This is a genomic window from Streptomyces sp. NPDC006430 (genome assembly GCF_040612395.1).
Classification (GTDB): Bacteria; Actinomycetota; Actinomycetes; order Streptomycetales; family Streptomycetaceae; genus Streptomyces.
On sequence record NZ_JBEXQA010000025.1, the window covers coordinates 86296 to 103863 of the forward strand.

Sequence of the window (17568 nt, forward strand, 5' to 3'; positions counted from 1 at the left end):
CCCTCGGGGGGGTGCGGGGCCGACGGCGTTCCTCAGGCCTTCGACGGACGGCGCCAGCGGCCCCGCTGGGTGCGCCAGAGCAGCTTCTGGGTGAGCAGGGTCAGTACGCCCGCGAGCATGATTCCGGACAGGTTCAGCAGCAGCTGTTCCGCCGAGCCCCACATCTGGCCCAGATCGCCGTAGCTGAGGGCGACCGCGGCGTTGGCGCCCGCCGGGACGGTGGTCACCGAGATCGCCACGCCGACCAGCGCTCCGGATTTTGCGGAGGTCAGGGACAGCACCCCGGCCACCCCCGCGAGCAGCGCGACCACGAAGGAGAACGGGTCCGGCTGCCAGATGAAGCTGGTGTTCGGACGCGGGTTCTCCAGCATGTCCTGGTGGAAGAGGCCCAGCGCGTCCATCGCCAGGCTGAACACGGTGGTGGCGGCGATGGCCACGGCGAAACCGACCAGCAGGGCGAGGAGGGACCGGAGAGCGAGTCTGGGCGCCCGCTGGACCAGCGCGGAGCTCACGCCGGCGAGCGGTCCGAACTCCGGCCCGACCGCCATCGCGCCCACGATCAGGACGGCGTTGTCGAGGATCACGCCGCAGGCCGCGATCATCGTCGCGAGGATCATGAACGCGGCGTAGGTGACGCTGAGGGTCGATTCCTCGTGGGTGGCCTCGCTCAGCTGCTCCCACAGCACGGCGTCGGCCGCCTCGCCCGGGGCCTCCTCCTCGGCCTCTTCGGCGCGTTCCGACAGCGACAGGTCGATGTTCTCGACCGCGATCGAGCCCTCTTTGTCGATGCCGAGTTCGCGCAGCTCGTTCAGGAGCTCGTCGCCCGCCTCCCGGGCGACGTCGCACAGCACGATGTCGCCGGGCGGAACCCTGGCGGCGCCGTTCAGCACCGCCAGGTGGGTGGTGCCGACGGTCCTCTCGATGACCTCGACCACGGCGTCCGTCCGGTCGGACGGAGTGATCATCCGTAGATGCAGCATGGCCGAACCCTAGTGCGGTCAGAGTTTGCGCAGGCTCAGCTTCTGCACCTTGTGGTCCGGGCCCTTGCGCACGACGAGGGTGGCGCGGCCCCGGGTGGGAGCCACGTTCTCCAGCAGGTTGGGCTTGTTGATCGTGCGCCACATGGTCTGCGCGTACTCCATGGCCTCCTCCTCGGAGACCTGGGTGTACTTGCGGAAGTAGGAGAAGGGGTTCTGGAAGGCGGTCTCGCGCAGCTTCCGGAACCGGTTGAGGTACCAGCGCTCGATGTCCTCGGGGCGGGCGTCCACGTACACGCTGAAGTCGAAGTAGTCCGCGAGGCCGACGCGGGTGCGGCCGTCCTTGCCGGGCAGGGCCGGCTGGAGCACGTTGAGCCCCTCGACGATCAGGATGTCCGGGCGCCGTACGACGAGCTTCTCGCCCGGGACGATGTCGTAGATCAGGTGCGAGTAGACCGGGGCCGTGACCTCGTCCTTGCCGGCCTTGATGTCGGCGACGAAGCGGGTGAGCGCACGACGGTCGTAGGACTCCGGGAAGCCCTTGCGGGAGGTCAGCCCGCGCCGCTGGAGCTCCTTCATGGGGTAGAGGAAGCCGTCGGTGGTGACCAGCTCGACGCGGGGGTGCTCGGGCCAGCGGGCCAGCAGGGCCTGGAGCAGACGGGCCACGGTGGACTTGCCGACGGCGACGGAGCCGGCGACCCCTATGACGAAGGGGGTGCCCTGTTGGGCGCCGTGGCCGTTGCCGGCGTCGCCGAGGAAGGTGTTGAGGGTGCCGCGGAGGTTGCTCGTGGCGCCGACGTAGAGGTTGAGGAGGCGGGAGAGCGGCAGGTAGACGTCCCGGACCTCGTCGAGGTCGATGACGTCGCCGAGACCGCGCAGCCGCTCGACCTCGTCGGCGGTGAGGGGGAGCGGGGTCCGTTCGCGCAGGGCGCTCCACTCGGCGCGGGTGAGGTCGACGTACGGAGAGACCTCAGCCCGGCGGTGAGGGCGCTCGGGCCGGTCGGGGCGCTCCATCGCGCTGTCCGGCGTGCTTCGTGGCGGCGAAGTGATCACAGGGCCATTGTCGGGGCTCGCGGCCGGATCTGGATGGTGTGGTCGGTCACGTGCCGAATGCCGGTGTCCGCGGCGGGTGCGGAGGGTATCGCCCCGGTCACGATTGGCGGCGCGCCGCGGAAAAGGGGCCGGCCTTGATCGAATCGCCCGTAGATTTGCCGGGCGTTGCGGCCTTTTCGCTGGCTGCCGCCTTTTTCGTTGTTGTTGTGTGTTCTGGGGGAGATCCTTCGTGCGTAGCACCCTTGTCCGTCGTACCGTCCTGACCGCTTCCGCGGTGTCCCTGGTCCTGCTGTCCACCGCCTGCGGTTCCGACAAGGCGGACGACAAGGTGGGCGGCGCCACGCCGACCCCCTCCGGCGTGGCGACGCCGGCGGCGAAGGCGAAGACCGACGCCGAACTGGCCGCGCTGCTGGTGACGCAGACCGAGCTGCCGACCCACGCGGTCCGGGCGGCCACCCCGGCCGAACTCGCGGCGGCGGCCAGTGCCGGGAGCGACAAGCCGGAGTGCCTGCCGCTGGTCAAGGCGCAGTCCACGGCCCCGGTTGGCACCCCGGTGGGCAGGGCGGGCACCAAGGCGGTGGCCGTACCGAAGTCCGCGGGCGACGTCCTGGGCGCCACGGTCACCTCCATCGCTCTCGCCTCGTATGAGGGCAAGGGCGCCGAGGCGGCCTTCGCCTCCGTCAAGGCCGCGGCCACGGCCTGCGCCGGCGGCTACACGGGCAGCCAGGCCGGCGACTCCCTCAAGATCGCCAAGGTGGTCCCGGGCGCCTCGGTCACCGCGGGCGACGAGGCGCTCGCCTACACCGCGGTGGCCGACGTGGACGGTGAGAAGGCTTCCACCGAGCTCGTGGTCGTGCGCAAGGGCAACATCATCGCCACCTTCTCGGCCGTGAGTCCGAGCGGCTCCGCCGAGCAGCCGAAGGCCGTTGTCGAGATCCAGGCCAAGAAGCTCGGCTGAGGTCCGGCCCACTCGGGCGTTCGAGCAGCCGCCAACCCCGCCCCGGTGCAGTCGCCGGGGCGGGCTTTTTCGTCCGGTTCACGTACGGGGCGGGCGGCCGAGTTCGGCGTACGCTGCGCCGTATGTGCGGAATTGTGGGTTACGTGGGAGCGCAATCGGCGCTCGATGTGGTCATTGCCGGACTCAAGCGGCTGGAGTACCGCGGCTACGACTCCGCGGGGGTCGCCGTCCTCGCCGACGGAGAACTCGCCGCCACCAAGAAGGCCGGAAAACTGGTCAATCTGGAGAAGGAACTGGTCGCACACCCGCTGCCGGCGGGTTCCACGGGCCTCGGACACACCCGCTGGGCCACCCACGGCGGGCCCACCGACGTCAACGCCCACCCGCACCTCGACAACGCGGGCCGCGTCGCCGTCGTACACAACGGCATCATCGAGAACTTCGCCGTGCTGCGCGCCGAACTGGCCGAGCGCGGGCACCGGTTGGAGTCCGAGACCGACACCGAGGTCGTCGCCCACCTGCTGGCGGAGCGGTTCGACGCCTGCGGGGACCTCGCCGAGGCGATGCGGCAGGTGTGCCGGCGGCTCGAAGGCGCGTTCACGCTGGTCGCGGTGCACGCCGACGCGCCGGACGTGGTGGTCGGGGCGCGCCGGAACTCCCCTCTGGTGGTGGGCGTCGGGGAGGGCGAGAACTTCCTCGCCTCGGACGTGGCCGCCTTCATCGCCCATACCCGGTCCGCGATCGAGCTGGGGCAGGACCAGGTCGTCGAACTCCGCCGCGACGGGGTTTCGGTGACCGACTTCGACGGTTCGGCCGCGTCCGTGCGGGCGTACCACATCGACTGGGACGCCTCCGCGGCCGAGAAGGGGGGCTACGACTACTTCATGCTCAAGGAGATCGCCGAACAGCCGAAAGCCGTCGCCGACACCCTCCTGGGCAGGATCGACGGGAACGGATCGCTGACGCTGGACGAGGTGCGCATCCCCGTCTCGGTGCTCCGCGAGATCGACAAGGTCATGATCGTCGCCTGCGGTACGGCCTACCACGCGGGCATGATCGCGAAGCTGGCCATCGAGCACTGGACCCGCATCCCGTGCGAGACGGAGCTGGCGAGCGAGTTCCGTTACCGCGACCCGATCCTGGACCAGCGGACGCTGGTGGTCGCGATCTCGCAGAGCGGCGAAACCATGGACACCCTGATGGCGCTGCGGCACGCGCGCGAGCAGGGCGCCAGGGTGCTGGCCATCTGCAATACGAACGGCTCGACGATCCCGCGCGAATCGGACGCGGTGCTGTACACCCACGCCGGTCCCGAGGTGGCCGTCGCCTCGACCAAGGCGTTCCTGACGCAGCTGGTGGCCTGCTACCTGGTCGCGCTGTACCTCGGGCAGGTGCGGGGCACGAAGTGGGGCGACGAGATCCAGGCGTTGATCCGGGAGCTGTCCGACATCGCCGAGGCCGTGGACACCGTACTGGAGACCATGGAGCCGGTACGGCAGCTGGCACGCTCACTCGCGGACAAGAACACCGTCCTGTTCCTGGGACGGCACGTGGGCTACCCGGTGGCCCTGGAGGGCGCGCTCAAGCTGAAGGAGCTCGCGTACATGCACGCCGAGGGCTTCGCGGCGGGCGAGCTCAAGCACGGACCGATCGCCCTGATCGAGAAGGACCTGCCGGTGGTCGTCGTCGTGCCGTCGCCGCGAGGCCGCTCGGTGCTGCACGACAAGATCGTTTCCAACATCCAGGAGATCCGGGCGCGCGGGGCGCGGACCATCGTGATCGCCGAGGAGGGAGACCAGGCGGTCGTCCCGTACGCCGACCACCTGATCCGCATCCCGCCGACGCCGACGCTGCTGCAACCGCTGGTGGCGACGGTGCCGTTGCAGGTCTTCGCGTGCGAGTTGGCGACGGCGCGCGGCAACGAGGTGGACCAGCCACGTAACCTCGCCAAGTCGGTGACCGTGGAGTGAGCGAAGCGAGCGGATCGAGCTGAGCTAACTGAGCGTGCTGAGCAGGGCGCCGGCCGTGGTGGCGCAGTCGTGACGGTGAGTAGTGGGGGGTTGTCGTAGTGATCATCGGTGTCGGGATCGACGTGGCGGAGATCGAGAGGTTCGCGGCGTCGCTGGAGCGCACGCCCGGCATGGCGGCACGGCTTTTCGTCGACTCCGAGTTGACGCTGCCGAGCGGTGAGCGGCGCGGCATCGCCTCGCTCGCCGCCCGGTTCGCGGCCAAGGAAGCGCTCGCCAAGGCGCTCGGCGCGCCCGGCGGGATGCTGTGGACCGACGCCGAGGTGTACGTCGAGGACAGCGGGCAGCCGCGCCTGCGGGTGTCGGGAACCGTCGAGGCCAGAGCGGTGGCGCTGGGCGTGAAGTCCTGGCACCTCTCGCTGAGCCACGATGCGGGCGTGGCGTCCGCCGTGGTGATCGCCGAGGGATAGCGCCGCCCTTCGGGCAGGCTGGTCCCATGCGGACTGCTTACAGCGTGGAGACCGTTCGGGCCGCCGAGCGGGAGTTGATGGCCCGGTTGCCGGAAGGTGCCCTGATGCAGCGGGCGGCGGCCGGGCTGGCCGCCGTGTGCGCGGGGCTGCTCGGCCGGGTGTACGGGGCGCGCGTGGTGCTGCTCGTCGGGCCCGGGGACAACGGGGGCGACGCGCTGTACGCGGGCGCCCGGCTCGCCCGGCGCGGCGCCGGCGTGACCGCGGTGCCGATGGACCCGGAACGAATGCACACGGGCGGGCTCGCGGCCCTGCGGGCGGCCGGCGGGCGGGTGGCCGAGCAGCTGCCGCACCGGGCCGACCTGGTGCTGGACGGGCTGCTCGGCATCGGCGGGCGAGGTGCGCTGCGCCCGGCCGCGGCGGCGCTGGTGGAGCAGATCCCGCCCGGCGCGGTCGTCGTCGCCGTGGACCTGCCGAGCGGGGTGGACGCGGACACCGGGGAGGTGGCCGGGGCGGCCGTCCGGGCCGATGTCACGGTGACCTTCGGGGCGTACAAGCCGGGGCTGCTGATCGACCCGGGGGCATCGCGGACCGGCGCGGTGCGGCTGGTGGACATCGGACTGGAGCTCGCCGCCCCGGACGCGGAGGCCATGCAGCACGCCGACGTGGCGGAACTGCTGCCGGTGCCGACGGCGTCGAGCGACAAGTACCGGCGGGGTGTGGTGGGCATCGTCGCCGGCTCGCTGCAGTACCCGGGCGCGGCGGTACTGGCCGTGGCGGGGGCGCTGCGGGGCGGTGCGGGCGCGGTGCGGTACGTGGGACCGGCGGCGGACGCGGTGCTGGCGCGCTACCCCGAGACCCTGATCGGGCGGGGCCGGGTCCAGGCGTGGGTGGTCGGGCCGGGGCTGGGCGAGGGCCGGGAGGCGGAGGTCGCCCGGTCCCTGGAGGACCCGGTTCCGGTGCTGGTGGACGCGGACGGACTGCGCGGGCTGGACCCGGCGGTGCTGCGCGCCCGACCGGCCCAGACCCTGCTGACCCCGCACGCGGGGGAGGCGGCGGTGCTGCTGGGGGAGTCCCGGGAAGCGGTGGAATCGGCGCGGCTGTCGTCCGTACGGTCCCTGGCGGCGCGGTACGGGGCGACGGCCCTGCTGAAGGGATCGACGACGCTGGTGTCCTGCGGTCGGGGCCCCGTCCGGGTCAACCCGACGGGAACCCCGTGGCTGGCCACTGCGGGCAGCGGCGACGTGCTGTCCGGTCTCGCCGGTTCGCTGCTGGCCTCGGGCCTGTCGGCGGCCGACGCCGCCTCGGTCGCGGCGTACCTGCACGGCCTGGCTGCCCGCCGGGCGTCGTCCGGAGCTCCGGTCCTCGCCCACGAGGTGGCCGAGGCCCTCCCGTCGGCCTGGCGCGACATCCGCCACCCCTGACGGCGGGCCTCGGGCCGTGCCCGAGCCGCCGGCCTGGGCCGGGCTCTGAGAGACTGGGGGCGATGAACGAGACACCGACGCGCGTGTACGCCGAGATCGATCTTGACGCCGTACGGGCGAACGTGCGCGCACTGCGCGAGCGGGCACCCCGGGCCGAGTTGATGGCCGTCGTCAAGGCGGACGCCTACGGGCACGGCGCCCTCCCGTGCGCCCGCGCCGCCCAGGAGGCCGGTGCCAGCTGGCTCGGGACCGCCACCCCCGAGGAGGCGCTCGCCCTGCGCGCCGCCGGCATCCGCGGGCCGATCATGTGCTGGCTGTGGACCCCCGGCGGGCCCTGGCAGGAGGCGGTCGAGGCCGACCTGGACATCTCCGTCAGCGGGATGTGGGCCCTCGACGAGGTGCGCAAGGCCGCGCACGCCGCCGGCCGCCCCGCCAGGATCCAGCTCAAGGCCGACACCGGACTCGGCCGCAACGGCTGCCAGCCCGCCGACTGGGCCGAACTCGTCGGCGCGGCCGTGGCCGCCCAGGCCGAGGGCACCGTCCGGGTCACCGGCCTATGGTCGCACTTCGCGTGCGCCGACGAACCCGGCCACCCCTCCATCGCGCTCCAGCTGGAGGCCTTCCGCGACGTACTGGCGTACGCCGAGAAGGAGGGCATCGAGCCCGAGGTCCGGCACATCGCCAACTCGCCCGCGACCCTGACCCTGCCCGAGAGCCACTTCGACCTCGTGCGCTGCGGGCTCGCCGTCTACGGCGTGTCCCCGGCCCCCGAGCTCGGCACCCCCGAACAGCTCGGACTGCGGCCCGCCATGACGCTCAAGGCCTCCGTGGCGCTGGTCAAGACCGTGCCCGCCGGCCACGGGGTGAGCTACGGGCACCACTACGTCACCGAACGGGAGACGAACCTCGCGCTGATCCCCGCCGGGTACGCCGACGGCATCCCCCGCCACGCCTCCGGCCGCGGGCCCGTCTCCGTCGGCGGAAAGATCCGCCGCATCGCAGGGCGCGTCGCCATGGACCAGTTCGTCGTCGACCTCGGCGGCGATCTCGTACGGGCCGGGGACGAGGTGGTCCTCTTCGGCAGCGGCGAGCACGGCGAGCCCACCGCCGAGGACTGGGCTCAAGCAGCACACACGATCGCCTATGAGATCGTCACCCGTATCGGGGTGCGCGTTCCGCGGGTCTACCGCAACGGCTGAGGGCTGAGTGAGGACGGCGTGAGCGAAAACTGGCGCAGAGCCGGCTGGGCCGGCGCCGCGATCGGCGTGATAGCCGCAGGCGCGGCGGCCGGCGTCGCGGTCGAACGCATCACGGTCGGGCGCGGCATGCGCCGCAAGGCCCGCCTCGCGCTCGACGCCACCGGGGACTACGGGTCCCTGCGCGGGACTGCGGGGGCCTGCTGGGCCGAGGACGGCACCGAGCTGTACTACGAGGTCGACGAGCTGCCCGAGGGCCCGAAGAAGCGGCCCCGGCTACGTCGCAAGGAGCCGCCCCCCGCGACCGTGGTGTTCTGCCACGGCTACTGCCTCGCCCAGGAATCCTGGCACTTCCAACGCGCCGCCCTGCGCGGACTGGTCCGCGCCGTGTACTGGGACCAGCGCAGCCACGGCCGCAGCGCACGCGGGTTCGCCCAGGCCGACGGCGAACGGGTGTCCATCGACCAGCTCGGCCGCGACCTGAAGACCGTCATCGACGCTGCCGCGCCCGAGGGCCCGCTGATCCTGGTCGGTCACTCGATGGGCGGCATGACCATCATGGCGCTGGCCGAGCAGTTCCCCGAGCTCGTCCGCGACCGGGTGATCGGCGTGGCCCTGGTCGGCACATCCAGCGGGCACCTCGACCAGGTGACGTACGGGCTGCCCTCGGTCGGCATGGGGGCCGTGCGCCGCATCCTGCCGCCCGTGCTCAGGGTCCTCGGCTCGCAGGTGGAGCTGGTGGAGAAGGGGCGCCGGGCCACGGCAGACCTCTTCGCGGGCATGATCAAGCTGTACTCCTTCGGCGCCCCCCGGGAGGTGGACCCGGGCGTCGCGCGCTTCGCGGAGCGGCTCATCGAGGCCACGCCGATCGACGTGGTCGCCGAGTTCTACCCGGCCTTCCAGGCCCACGACAAGACCGCGGCCCTCCAGCGGTTCGCCGACATCCCCGTGACCGTCATCGCGGGGGACCGCGACATGGTCACCCCGGCCGCGCACAGCCAGGCCATCAAGGACGCGCTGCCGGCCGCCGAGCTCGTGGTCCTGGACTCCGCCGGGCACCTGATGATGCTGGAGTACCCCGAGACGGTGACCGGACTGCTGGCCGACCTGCTGGCGCGCACCGGTGCGGCGCCCACAGCGACTAACGTTGGCGGGCATGGAAGAAGTACCGCTGGAAGCGCCGCGCAGTCAGGCACCGCAGCAGGGAGCTGAGCCGGCCGACGCCCGAGCGCACATCACCGTCGACTCGCCCGGGGCCATGCAGGAGCTGGGCCGCACGCTCGCCACCCTGCTGCGCCCCGGAGATCTCGTGCTGCTGACGGGAGAGCTCGGCGCGGGCAAGACCACGTTGACCCGGGGCCTGGGAGAAGGGCTGGGGGTCCGGGGCGCCGTGACCTCGCCGACCTTCGTGATCGCCCGGGTGCACCCCTCGCTGCGGGGCGGGCCGGCGCTGGTGCACGTGGACGCGTACCGGCTCGGCGGTGGCCTGGACGAGATGGAGGACCTGGACCTCGACGTCTCGCTGCCCGAGTCCGTGGTCGTCGTGGAGTGGGGCGACGGCAAGGTGGAGGAGCTCTCCGAGGACCGGCTGCACGTGGTGATCGCGCGGGCGGTCGGCCACGAGGAGGTCCTGGACGACGTACGGGAGGTCTCGGTGCGCGGGGTCGGGGCGCGTTGGGCCGCGCCGGACGCACTGGCGGCCCTCTCGGCTCCGTCCCCGGCCCCGGCTCCGGCCCGGTAAACCGCGGTGGCCCGGTGGCCCGCCCCGTCCCGGTGGCTCGCGGCGCAAGGTACCGACAATGCGTCGGGAAGACATTGCGCCGACGGAGGCACCCGTGATGACATGGAGCGGAGGGCTGGTTAGGCGTACCTAAGTACGGCCGGCCCGGGCCAGGAGGCAGCCATGTCGGCAGCAGGAGTGCAGCGCGACCCCCGCCCGTCCGCCGTGTCCGTGGGAGCGCTGCTCGCCGCCGGCGCGGCCGCCAGCGCCGTCTCGACGCCGCCCGGGCGGGAGCACGCCACGGACGCGCCCGGGGGCGCCGAGGCGGCCGTGCACGAGCAGGCCGTCCCGGAATCCGAAGCAGCCTGAGTAGCCCGTAGGGGTGAATCTGCGCCGGTCGCCGCTGGGCGCCGTCACGGGTCCGTCGGAGGCCCGTCAGAGGCCCGTCAGGGCAGCACGACGACCTTCGAGTTGATCGTCGCGAAGGCCCACATCGCGTCGCCGTCGGCCCGCGTCATGCGGATGCCGCCGGTCTTCTTGTTCGGGTCGGGATCCGGCACCTGGCCGTCCACCCGGGCGCTGAACCCGACGACGACTCCCTCCGCCGTGGTGAACAGCACGACGTGCTCGATCGGCACCCCGTCCGAGCCGGTGGCCGCGCCCGTGCGCGAGTTCACCCAGTAGGTGCCCGCCTTCGGGTGCGCCGTGCTCGGTTTGACCGGGAACGACTTCGGTTCCTGCCCGCCCTCGCCGACCAGCCACACCCGCTTCAAGCTCACCGAGTACACGACGCGCGCACCCGTGCCGGACGCGGCCGGCACGGCCACCGGCTTCGCCGGATCGACCGCTGCGGGGGCCGGCTGGCTGGGGGCAGGGGCCGCGGCCTGCGGTGCCTTCGCCGGGTGTGCGGGTGCGGTCGCAGAGGCTTGGTAGCCGAGGAAGCCGACGGCGGCGAGTGCCGCGACGGTGAGCCCGGCCACGATTCCCGAGCTGCTGCGTGCCACCTTGCTCCACCTCTCCCGTGCGTCCCCGGACCGGGGCGCCGACCGGGGGCCACGTGCCCCGGCCCCGACCTCGGCCGATACCTGGGTCGAAGGTAGCAGCCGGGGTGCCCCGCGACCGGCCGCGAGGGCCCCCGCCCCGGAGTCGTAGGCTGTTCGCGTGCTCTTGCTCGCTGTAGATACCGCCACGCCCGCCGTCACCGTCGCCCTGCACGACGGCGAGTCCGTCCTCGCCGAGTCGAACCAGATCGACGCCCGCCGCCACGGGGAGCTCCTGCTGCCCTCCGTCGACACGGTCCTCGCCGAAGCGGGGCTGAAGCTCGACGCCCTCACCGGCATCGTCGTCGGCGTCGGCCCCGGCCCCTACACCGGCCTGCGCGTCGGCCTCGTCACCGCCTCCACTTTCGCCACCGTGCTCGGCATCCCCGTGTACGGCCTGTGCACCCTCGACGGGCTCGCCTACGCGGCGGGTGCTGCCGGGATCGAGGGACCCTTCGTCGTCGCCACCGACGCGCGGCGCAAGGAGGTCTACTGGGCCCGGTACGAGGACCCGCTCACGCGCGTCGGCGAAGCCGCCGTGGACCGCCCGGCCGACATCGCCGAGCAGGTCGCCGGCCTGCCCGCCGTGGGCCAGGGCGCGCTGCTCTACCCGGACGTCTTCACCGACGCACGGGCCCCCGAGCACCAGAGCGCCGGCGCCCTCGCGGGCCTCGCGGTGCACCGCCTGGCAGCCGGGTTGCCCTTCGAGAACGGCGAGGGCCAGCCTCCGACGCCGCTGTACCTGCGCCGGCCCGACGCGCAGGTGCCCAAGAACTACAAGGTGGTCACCCCGCAGTGACGGCAGTTCTGCGTGAGATGCGTTGGTGGGACATCGAGCCCGTGCTGGAACTGGAGCACGAGCTGTTTCCCGAGGACGCCTGGTCCGCGGGCATGTTCTGGTCCGAGCTCGCCCACGCCCGCGGCCCGCACGCCACCCGGCGCTACGTGGTGGCCGAAACGGTTCCCGACAGCGGCTCCGCCGAGGGGACCGGGCGCATCGTCGGCTACGCCGGGCTGGCCACCGCCGGCGGCCTGGCCGACGTACAGACCATCGCGGCCGGGCGCGACCAGTGGGGCACCGGGCTCGGCGCCCGGCTCCTCACCGACCTGTTGCGCGCCGCCACCGCATTCGAGTGCTCCGAGGTGCTGCTGGAGGTACGGGTGGACAACACCCGGGCCCAGAAGCTGTACGAGCGCTTCGGCTTCGAGCCGATCGGCTTCAGGCGGGGCTATTACCAGCCCGGCAACGTCGACGCGCTCGTGATGCGCCTTTCCGATCCCGCACGTTCCGTACCCGTACAAGGTGAGACCCATGGCTGACGAACCGCTCGTCCTCGGTATCGAGACCTCCTGCGACGAGACCGGCGTCGGCGTCGTTCGCGGCACCACCCTGCTGGCGGACGCGATCGCATCGAGCGTCGACGAGCACGCCCGCTTCGGCGGCGTCGTGCCCGAGGTGGCCTCCCGCGCGCACCTGGAGGCCATGGTCCCGACCATCGAACGCGCCCTGAAGGAGGCCGGGGTCAGTGCCCGCGACCTCGACGGCATCGCCGTCACGGCCGGTCCCGGCCTCGCGGGGGCGCTGCTGGTGGGCGTCTCGGCGGCCAAGGCCTACGCGTACGCACTCGGCAAGCCGCTGTACGGGGTCAACCACCTGGCCTCGCACATCTGCGTGGACCAGCTGGAGCACGGGGCGCTGCCGGAGCCGACCATGGCGCTGCTGGTGTCCGGCGGGCACTCCTCGTTGCTGCTCGCCCCGGACATCACCAGCGACGTCCGGCCGCTCGGCGCGACCATCGACGACGCGGCGGGCGAGGCCTTCGACAAGATCGCACGCGTGCTCCAGCTGGGCTTCCCCGGCGGACCGGTCATCGACCGGCTCGCCCGGGAGGGTGATCCGAAGGCGATCAACTTCCCGCGCGGGCTGACGGGGCCGCGCGACGCGGCGTACGACTTCTCCTTCTCCGGGCTCAAGACGGCGGTGGCCCGCTGGATCGAGGCGAAGCGGAACGCGGGCGAGGAGGTGCCGGTGCGTGACGTGGCGGCGTCCTTCCAGGAGGCCGTGGTGGACGTGCTGACCCGCAAGGCGATCCGCGCGTGCAAGGACGAGGGCGTCGACCACCTGATGATCGGCGGCGGTGTGGCCGCCAATTCCCGGCTGCGCTCGCTCGCGCAGGAGCGCTGCGACGCCGCGGGGATCATCCTGCGCGTGCCGCGGCCGGGGCTGTGCACGGACAACGGTGCGATGGTGGCGGCGTTGGGTGCGGAGATGGTCAAGCGGAACCGGCCGGCTTCGGACTGGGACCTCTCGGCGGACTCCTCGCTGCCGGTGACGGACCCGCACGTCCCGGGCGCCGCGCAGGAGCAGGAGCAGGAGCAGGAGCAGGAGCAGGAGCACGGGCACGGGCACGGGCACGGGGCGGAGCACGGGCATGAGCACGGGCATTCCCACGGCCACGACCACGACCACGTGCACGAGTTGAGCAAGGACAACCTGTACTCATGAGCACCGTCGCGCTGATGTGGGAAGCCCGGGCTGCCGACGGCCGGGGCAACGAACTGCTGGAATGGGCCCGTTCGCAGGTGCTGGCACGTGAGCCGGTGCGCCGTGAGGTGCTCCGCGCCCCGCAGGACCGGGTCCTGGTCATCACCTGGTGGGAGGCGGCCGAGGGCGTGGCTGCCGAACTGCCCGAACTGCCCGAGCCCGCCCCGGACTTGATCACGCGAGCGGTGCACCGCTGGCGGTTCGAGTCGGTGGAGGTCGAGGAGGTCTGACGCTCCAGCACCTTCGGAGCGGTCCTGTGGCGGGATGCGGATATGGTCATGTGCATGTCTCGTCTTGACCTGCCGCCTCCGCCTCCTCCCGCCCACCTGCGAGCCTGGCTGGACGAGGGGACCGTACGGGCCGACCGTGCGCGGTTCCTGAAGGAACTGGGCCGGCGCAGCCTGGGCATCGGGCGGCTGCTGCTGCTCTGGGCCGTCGCCGCGGTCTTCGCCCTCGGCTGGACCTTCGTCGGCATGGCCCTGATGGCCTTCGAGGAAGCGGGCGACCCGCTCTCGTACCTCTTCGGCCTCATTTTCGGCGTGCTCGGCACGGGAGTGCTGGTCCCGGCCGGTTTCTGGCTCGCCTGGGGCGCCAAGCGGGACCGGCAGGTGCGCCAACTGCTCTGCGCGTGGGCGGAGTCGGGCCGGGACCCGGCCACCGACGCCCGGGTGCGCGCCCCCGGCCTGAGCGTGACCTGGCTGCTGGCCTCCCTCGCTCTTGGTGCGGTCGGGCTGTGCGTGACCTTCGGGTCCGCGGCGACGGCCCGGCCGGGCTCGGAGACGTACGGCGAGGTCACGTACTACATGGGCCTGGGCATGATCCTGTGGATCACGGGCCTGCTGGGCCTGGGGAAGGCCGGCGCGCACTACCGCTGGGCGGTGCGCGTCTTCCGTGGCGGCCCTACGGCGCGCTGACGGGCGAACCGATCAACATCGACGGAGCCCCCGCGACCCGGGTCAGGAAGACGGTCGCCGCGTGCGGCCCCTGCGGTTTGACCTTCTTGCGCAGCTCCTCCGGCTCGATGGCCGAGCCGCGCTTCTTCACGGTCAGGATGCCGACCTCGCGCTCGCGCAGCAGCGCCTTCAGCTTCTTGAGGCCGAAGGGCAGCACATCGGTGATCTCGTATGCGGTCGCGTACGGCGTCGCGCGCAGTTCGTCGGCAGTGACGTACGCGATGGTCGGGTCGATGAGACGGCCGTCCAGCTGTTGCGCGACCTCGGCGACGAGGTGGGCGCGGATGACGGCGCCGTCGGGCTCGTAGAGGTAGCGACCGACGGGCCCGGCCTCGGGATCGGGTAGCGGATCGGCGGTGTGCAGGGTGCGCGGACCGGGCAGCAGGGTGGCGCGTACGGTGCCGGGCGCGGTCCCGAACCACAGCACGGCCTCCTTCACGTCCCCCTGGTCCGAGATCCACTCGGCTTCGGCCTCATCCGGTACGACCTCGTGCGGGATCCCGGGGGCGATCTTGATGGCGGCGTACCGGGCCGTACGGGCGGCCTCGACGGCCCAGGACAGCGGCGGAGAGTAGCTCTCCGGATCGAAGATCCGCCCGCCCGTCGCCCGACTGCCACCCCTCGCGGACGCGCTGCGCGCGGCCCCTCCTCGATTGCCACCGCGCCGGGCGGGGTCGAGGAAGACGGCGTCGTACCCGGAGGTCTCAACGTCGGTCACGTCCGCCTCGCGGACCTCGACGAGCTCCGCCAGCCCCAGGGCCTCGACGTTCGCGCGGGCGACGGCGACGGTCAACGGGTCGTGGTCCACCGCCAGCACGCGGATGCCGAGCCGGGCCAGCGCGAGGGCGTCCCCGCCGATGCCGCAGCACAGGTCCGCGACGCTGCGCACGCCGAGTTCCGCGAGCCGTCGGGCGCGGTACGAGGCCACCGAAGCGCGGGTGGCCATTTCACCGCCACCGGGCGTGAAGTACATCCGGAACGCGTCCTGTGCGCCGAACTTCGCCACGGCGCGCTGCCGCAGCCGGGCCTGCCCGAGCGCGGCGGAGACCAGGTCGGCCGGGTGTTCGCGGCGCAACCGAGTGGCGACGGCGAGCTCCTGGGACGGGTCGTAGTCGCGGAGCGAGTCGAGGAGGGCGCGGCCCTCAGGGGTGCGGAGCGCGGCGAAGTCTTCGGGGGTCACCGATTCATTGTCGGTCAGTGTGGGCCACTCGATGGAAGGTCGTCTTCCGTTCGCGGTGTCGCCGGGGAGGCGCGCGGGTCGGATGTCAGGATGCGCTGCTATGCAGCTAGTACGACAAAAGGAACATAAGTCGCTTCACGGTCACCGGTCCGCGGCGGGTCCGCGCGGCCGAGTCGGAGTGGCGCTGGCCGCACTCCTGGTCGCCGCCCTCGGAACGGCGTGCGGCTCCTCCACGGACTCCGATGCGCCCACCAAGACCAAGGCCGGCAAGGGCGCCGAGGCCGCGGGCGCGGCGGGCGCCGTCAGCAGCGCCGAGAAGCTCAAGGCTGCCCAGCAGGCTCGGATCGCCGCCGCGAAGAAGTGGAACCTGGCCAAGCCGCCGCTCGTCGCGCCGGCGGCTCCGAAGACGAAACCCGAGATCACCACGCGGGAGGGCTTCGAGGTCGAAGGCGGCGAGAACCTGCCGCCGGTCTTCACCACCGTCCCGACACAGGACAAGGTCGTCTTCCTGACCATTGACGACGGCGCGGAGAAGGACCCCGAGTTCCTGAAGATGATGCAGGAGCTGAAGATCCCGTACACGGCGTTCCTCAGCGACTACCTCATCCGCGACAACTACCCGTACTTCAAGGAGATGCAGGCCGCAGGCGTCACGCTGAACAACCACACCCTCAACCACCGGTACATGCCGGCGCTCTCGTACGAGAAGCAGCACGAGGAGATCTGCGGACAGCAGGACACCATCCAGAAGCAGTTCGGGAAACGGCCGACGCTGTTCCGGCCGCCGTACGGGAACTACAACGAGGACACCCTGCGCGCCGCCAAGTCCTGCGGCATCAAGGCGGTTCCACTGTGGAACGCGGAGGCCTTCCCGAACCGGATGGACTGGCGCGAATGGGACCGTGACCTCCACCCCGGCGATATCATCCTCACGCATTTCCGGGGACGCGAGGACTGGAAGGGCTCCATGCCTGACATGATCCGTAACGTCATGAAGACCGTCACGGACAAGGGGTACGCCGTGGCTCGGCTGGAGGACTACTTGTGAAGCACGCGCGCCGGTTGGTAGCCGGAACGCTGGCGGCCGGCGCGCTCGCGCTGTCCCTGACGGGGTGCGGGAACAGCGTGGACCCGATCGAACGACTGGGTCGCAAGACGACGGAGGAACAGCAGCCGGCTCCGTCGCCGGCGAAAGCCGCGCCGGCGACCTCGTCGGCGGCGACCCCCGGGGACGAGGCGTACCGGAAGTGGGGCCTGTCGGCCCCCCTCCAATTCGCCCCGAAGCCCGCCCAGAAGCCCGCACTCGCACCGGCGACCCCGGGCAAAGCCCAGGTGGTGGACCGAATACCCGTCCCGCCCACGGACAAGGTCGTCTTCCTGACCTTCGACGACGGCGCGGAGAAGGACCCCGAGTTCCTGAAGATGGCGGCCGACCTCAAACTGCCGATCAGCATGTTCCTTACGGACAACATCGCCTCGTCGGACTACGGCCACTTCGAAAGACTCCGCGACAACGGGTCCGGCAGCACGATAAACAACCACACCCTCACGCACCCGAACCTCCGTACCCTGCCCTTCGCGGCGCAGAAGAAGGAGATATGCGGGCAGCAGGAACGCCTGGAGAAGCGTTTCGGCACCAAGCCGACCCGCTTCCGTCCGCCGTACGGCAACTACAACGACGACACCCTCAAGGCCGCCGCGGAATGCGGCATCACACAGGTGGTCCTGTGGCGCGTGTCGATGCAGATCAACAACTTCCAGTACGCAGAGGGCTCCGCCCTCAAGCCGGGCGACATCGTCCTGGCCCACTTCCGCGGTCGCTCGGAACTCAAGGGCACGACGGAGATCCAGATGACGACCCACATGCTCCAGCGCATCCAGGAACAGGGCTACCGGATAGGCCGCCTGGAGGACTACCTGTAGGGGTGGGGTGAGCGGGTTGGGTGGGGTGGGGGTGGAGTGAGCGGGGCGGGTTGGGTGGGGTGGGGCGGGGGCTCGGTTGGGCGGTATCGGGGTGGGCTTGGGGGTTTCCCGTCAGTCCGATCGTCTGTCCGTGTCGTGCCGGGCCCTCAAGGGCGCTCCCTTCGG

The 17568-nt window shown here is 71.9% G+C and carries 19 protein-coding genes; 15 read left to right on the forward strand and 4 right to left on the reverse strand.

What is annotated here, in order from left to right; genetic code table 11:
- Positions 1-32: 32 nt before the first annotated feature.
- Both ABZZ20_RS28075 and coaA read right to left on the reverse strand, forming a co-directional pair.
- Positions 33-980, reverse strand: coding sequence for a DUF389 domain-containing protein (locus tag ABZZ20_RS28075; RefSeq protein WP_356874225.1), 948 nt, complete (start codon positions 978-980; stop codon positions 33-35).
- 18 nt (positions 981-998) lie between these two features.
- Entirely contained in the window at positions 999-1991 is a 993-nt protein-coding gene (gene coaA / locus ABZZ20_RS28080) for a type I pantothenate kinase (protein ID WP_356874259.1), read from the reverse strand.
- 268 nt (positions 1992-2259) lie between these two features.
- Between coaA and ABZZ20_RS28085 the strand changes: the two genes are divergently transcribed.
- The 8 genes from ABZZ20_RS28085 (at position 2260) to ABZZ20_RS28120 (ending at position 10131) form a co-directional block, all read left to right on the forward strand.
- Positions 2260-2988 (forward strand): hypothetical protein, encoded by a 729-nt coding sequence (locus ABZZ20_RS28085; RefSeq protein ID WP_356874227.1) that lies wholly within the window; start codon positions 2260-2262, stop codon positions 2986-2988.
- Positions 2989-3110: 122 nt separating this feature from the next.
- The gene (gene glmS, locus ABZZ20_RS28090; protein WP_356874229.1) at positions 3111-4958 is read left to right on the forward strand and encodes a glutamine--fructose-6-phosphate transaminase (isomerizing); all 1848 of its coding nucleotides are present in this window, start codon (positions 3111-3113) and stop codon (positions 4956-4958) included.
- Between the two features lie 98 nt (positions 4959-5056).
- The gene (locus ABZZ20_RS28095) at positions 5057-5425 is read left to right on the forward strand and encodes a holo-ACP synthase (RefSeq protein ID WP_356874231.1); all 369 of its coding nucleotides are present in this window, start codon (positions 5057-5059) and stop codon (positions 5423-5425) included.
- Between the two features lie 26 nt (positions 5426-5451).
- Positions 5452-6846, forward strand: a complete 1395-nt coding sequence (locus tag ABZZ20_RS28100; protein ID WP_356874233.1) for an NAD(P)H-hydrate dehydratase — start codon at positions 5452-5454, stop codon at positions 6844-6846.
- Positions 6847-6908: 62 nt separating this feature from the next.
- Positions 6909-8045, forward strand: coding sequence for an alanine racemase (alr, locus tag ABZZ20_RS28105; RefSeq protein WP_356874235.1), 1137 nt, complete (start codon positions 6909-6911; stop codon positions 8043-8045).
- Between the two features lie 18 nt (positions 8046-8063).
- Positions 8064-9254, forward strand: a complete 1191-nt coding sequence (locus ABZZ20_RS28110) for an alpha/beta hydrolase (protein WP_356874237.1) — start codon at positions 8064-8066, stop codon at positions 9252-9254.
- A gap of 46 nt (positions 9255-9300) precedes the next feature.
- The gene (gene tsaE, locus ABZZ20_RS28115) at positions 9301-9783 is read left to right on the forward strand and encodes a tRNA (adenosine(37)-N6)-threonylcarbamoyltransferase complex ATPase subunit type 1 TsaE (protein ID WP_356874261.1); all 483 of its coding nucleotides are present in this window, start codon (positions 9301-9303) and stop codon (positions 9781-9783) included.
- Between the two features lie 162 nt (positions 9784-9945).
- Complete coding sequence (locus tag ABZZ20_RS28120) at positions 9946-10131, forward strand: hypothetical protein (RefSeq protein WP_356874239.1); 186 nt, start codon at positions 9946-9948, stop codon at positions 10129-10131.
- A gap of 77 nt (positions 10132-10208) precedes the next feature.
- Here the strand turns inward: ABZZ20_RS28120 and ABZZ20_RS28125 are convergent, their stop codons facing one another.
- Positions 10209-10766, reverse strand: a complete 558-nt coding sequence (locus ABZZ20_RS28125) for a hypothetical protein (protein WP_356874241.1) — start codon at positions 10764-10766, stop codon at positions 10209-10211.
- Between the two features lie 157 nt (positions 10767-10923).
- On the opposite strand from ABZZ20_RS28125, the gene tsaB reads away from it, so the two are divergent.
- From tsaB to ABZZ20_RS28150, 5 genes are read left to right on the forward strand one after another with little or no spacing between them, the layout of a single operon-like run.
- Positions 10924-11601: a tRNA (adenosine(37)-N6)-threonylcarbamoyltransferase complex dimerization subunit type 1 TsaB gene (tsaB, locus tag ABZZ20_RS28130; RefSeq protein ID WP_356874243.1), complete on the forward strand. Its 678-nt coding sequence runs from the start codon at positions 10924-10926 to the stop codon at positions 11599-11601.
- 17 nt (positions 11602-11618) lie between these two features.
- A complete protein-coding gene (gene rimI / locus ABZZ20_RS28135) occupies positions 11619-12122 on the forward strand; it encodes a ribosomal protein S18-alanine N-acetyltransferase (RefSeq protein WP_356874263.1) in 504 nt (167 codons plus the stop codon).
- Entirely contained in the window at positions 12115-13308 is a 1194-nt protein-coding gene (gene tsaD / locus ABZZ20_RS28140; protein ID WP_356874245.1) for a tRNA (adenosine(37)-N6)-threonylcarbamoyltransferase complex transferase subunit TsaD, read from the forward strand. The genes rimI and tsaD overlap by 8 nt, the downstream gene beginning before the upstream one ends.
- Positions 13305-13577, forward strand: coding sequence for a hypothetical protein (locus tag ABZZ20_RS28145; RefSeq protein ID WP_356874247.1), 273 nt, complete (start codon positions 13305-13307; stop codon positions 13575-13577). Before tsaD ends, ABZZ20_RS28145 begins: the two co-directional genes overlap by 4 nt.
- Before the next feature lie 54 nt (positions 13578-13631).
- Entirely contained in the window at positions 13632-14261 is a 630-nt protein-coding gene (locus tag ABZZ20_RS28150; RefSeq protein ID WP_356874249.1) for a hypothetical protein, read from the forward strand.
- Here ABZZ20_RS28150 and ABZZ20_RS28155 read toward each other — a convergent pair.
- A complete protein-coding gene (locus ABZZ20_RS28155) occupies positions 14248-15480 on the reverse strand; it encodes a methyltransferase domain-containing protein (protein WP_356874251.1) in 1233 nt (410 codons plus the stop codon). The genes ABZZ20_RS28150 and ABZZ20_RS28155 overlap by 14 nt on opposite strands.
- Positions 15481-15658: 178 nt before the next feature.
- Between ABZZ20_RS28155 and ABZZ20_RS28160 the strand changes: the two genes are divergently transcribed.
- Both ABZZ20_RS28160 and ABZZ20_RS28165 read left to right on the forward strand, forming a co-directional pair.
- Entirely contained in the window at positions 15659-16528 is an 870-nt protein-coding gene (locus ABZZ20_RS28160; RefSeq protein ID WP_356874253.1) for a polysaccharide deacetylase family protein, read from the forward strand.
- A complete protein-coding gene (locus tag ABZZ20_RS28165; protein WP_356874255.1) occupies positions 16525-17403 on the forward strand; it encodes a polysaccharide deacetylase family protein in 879 nt (292 codons plus the stop codon). Before ABZZ20_RS28160 ends, ABZZ20_RS28165 begins: the two co-directional genes overlap by 4 nt.
- The last annotated feature ends 165 nt before the right edge of the window (positions 17404-17568 follow it).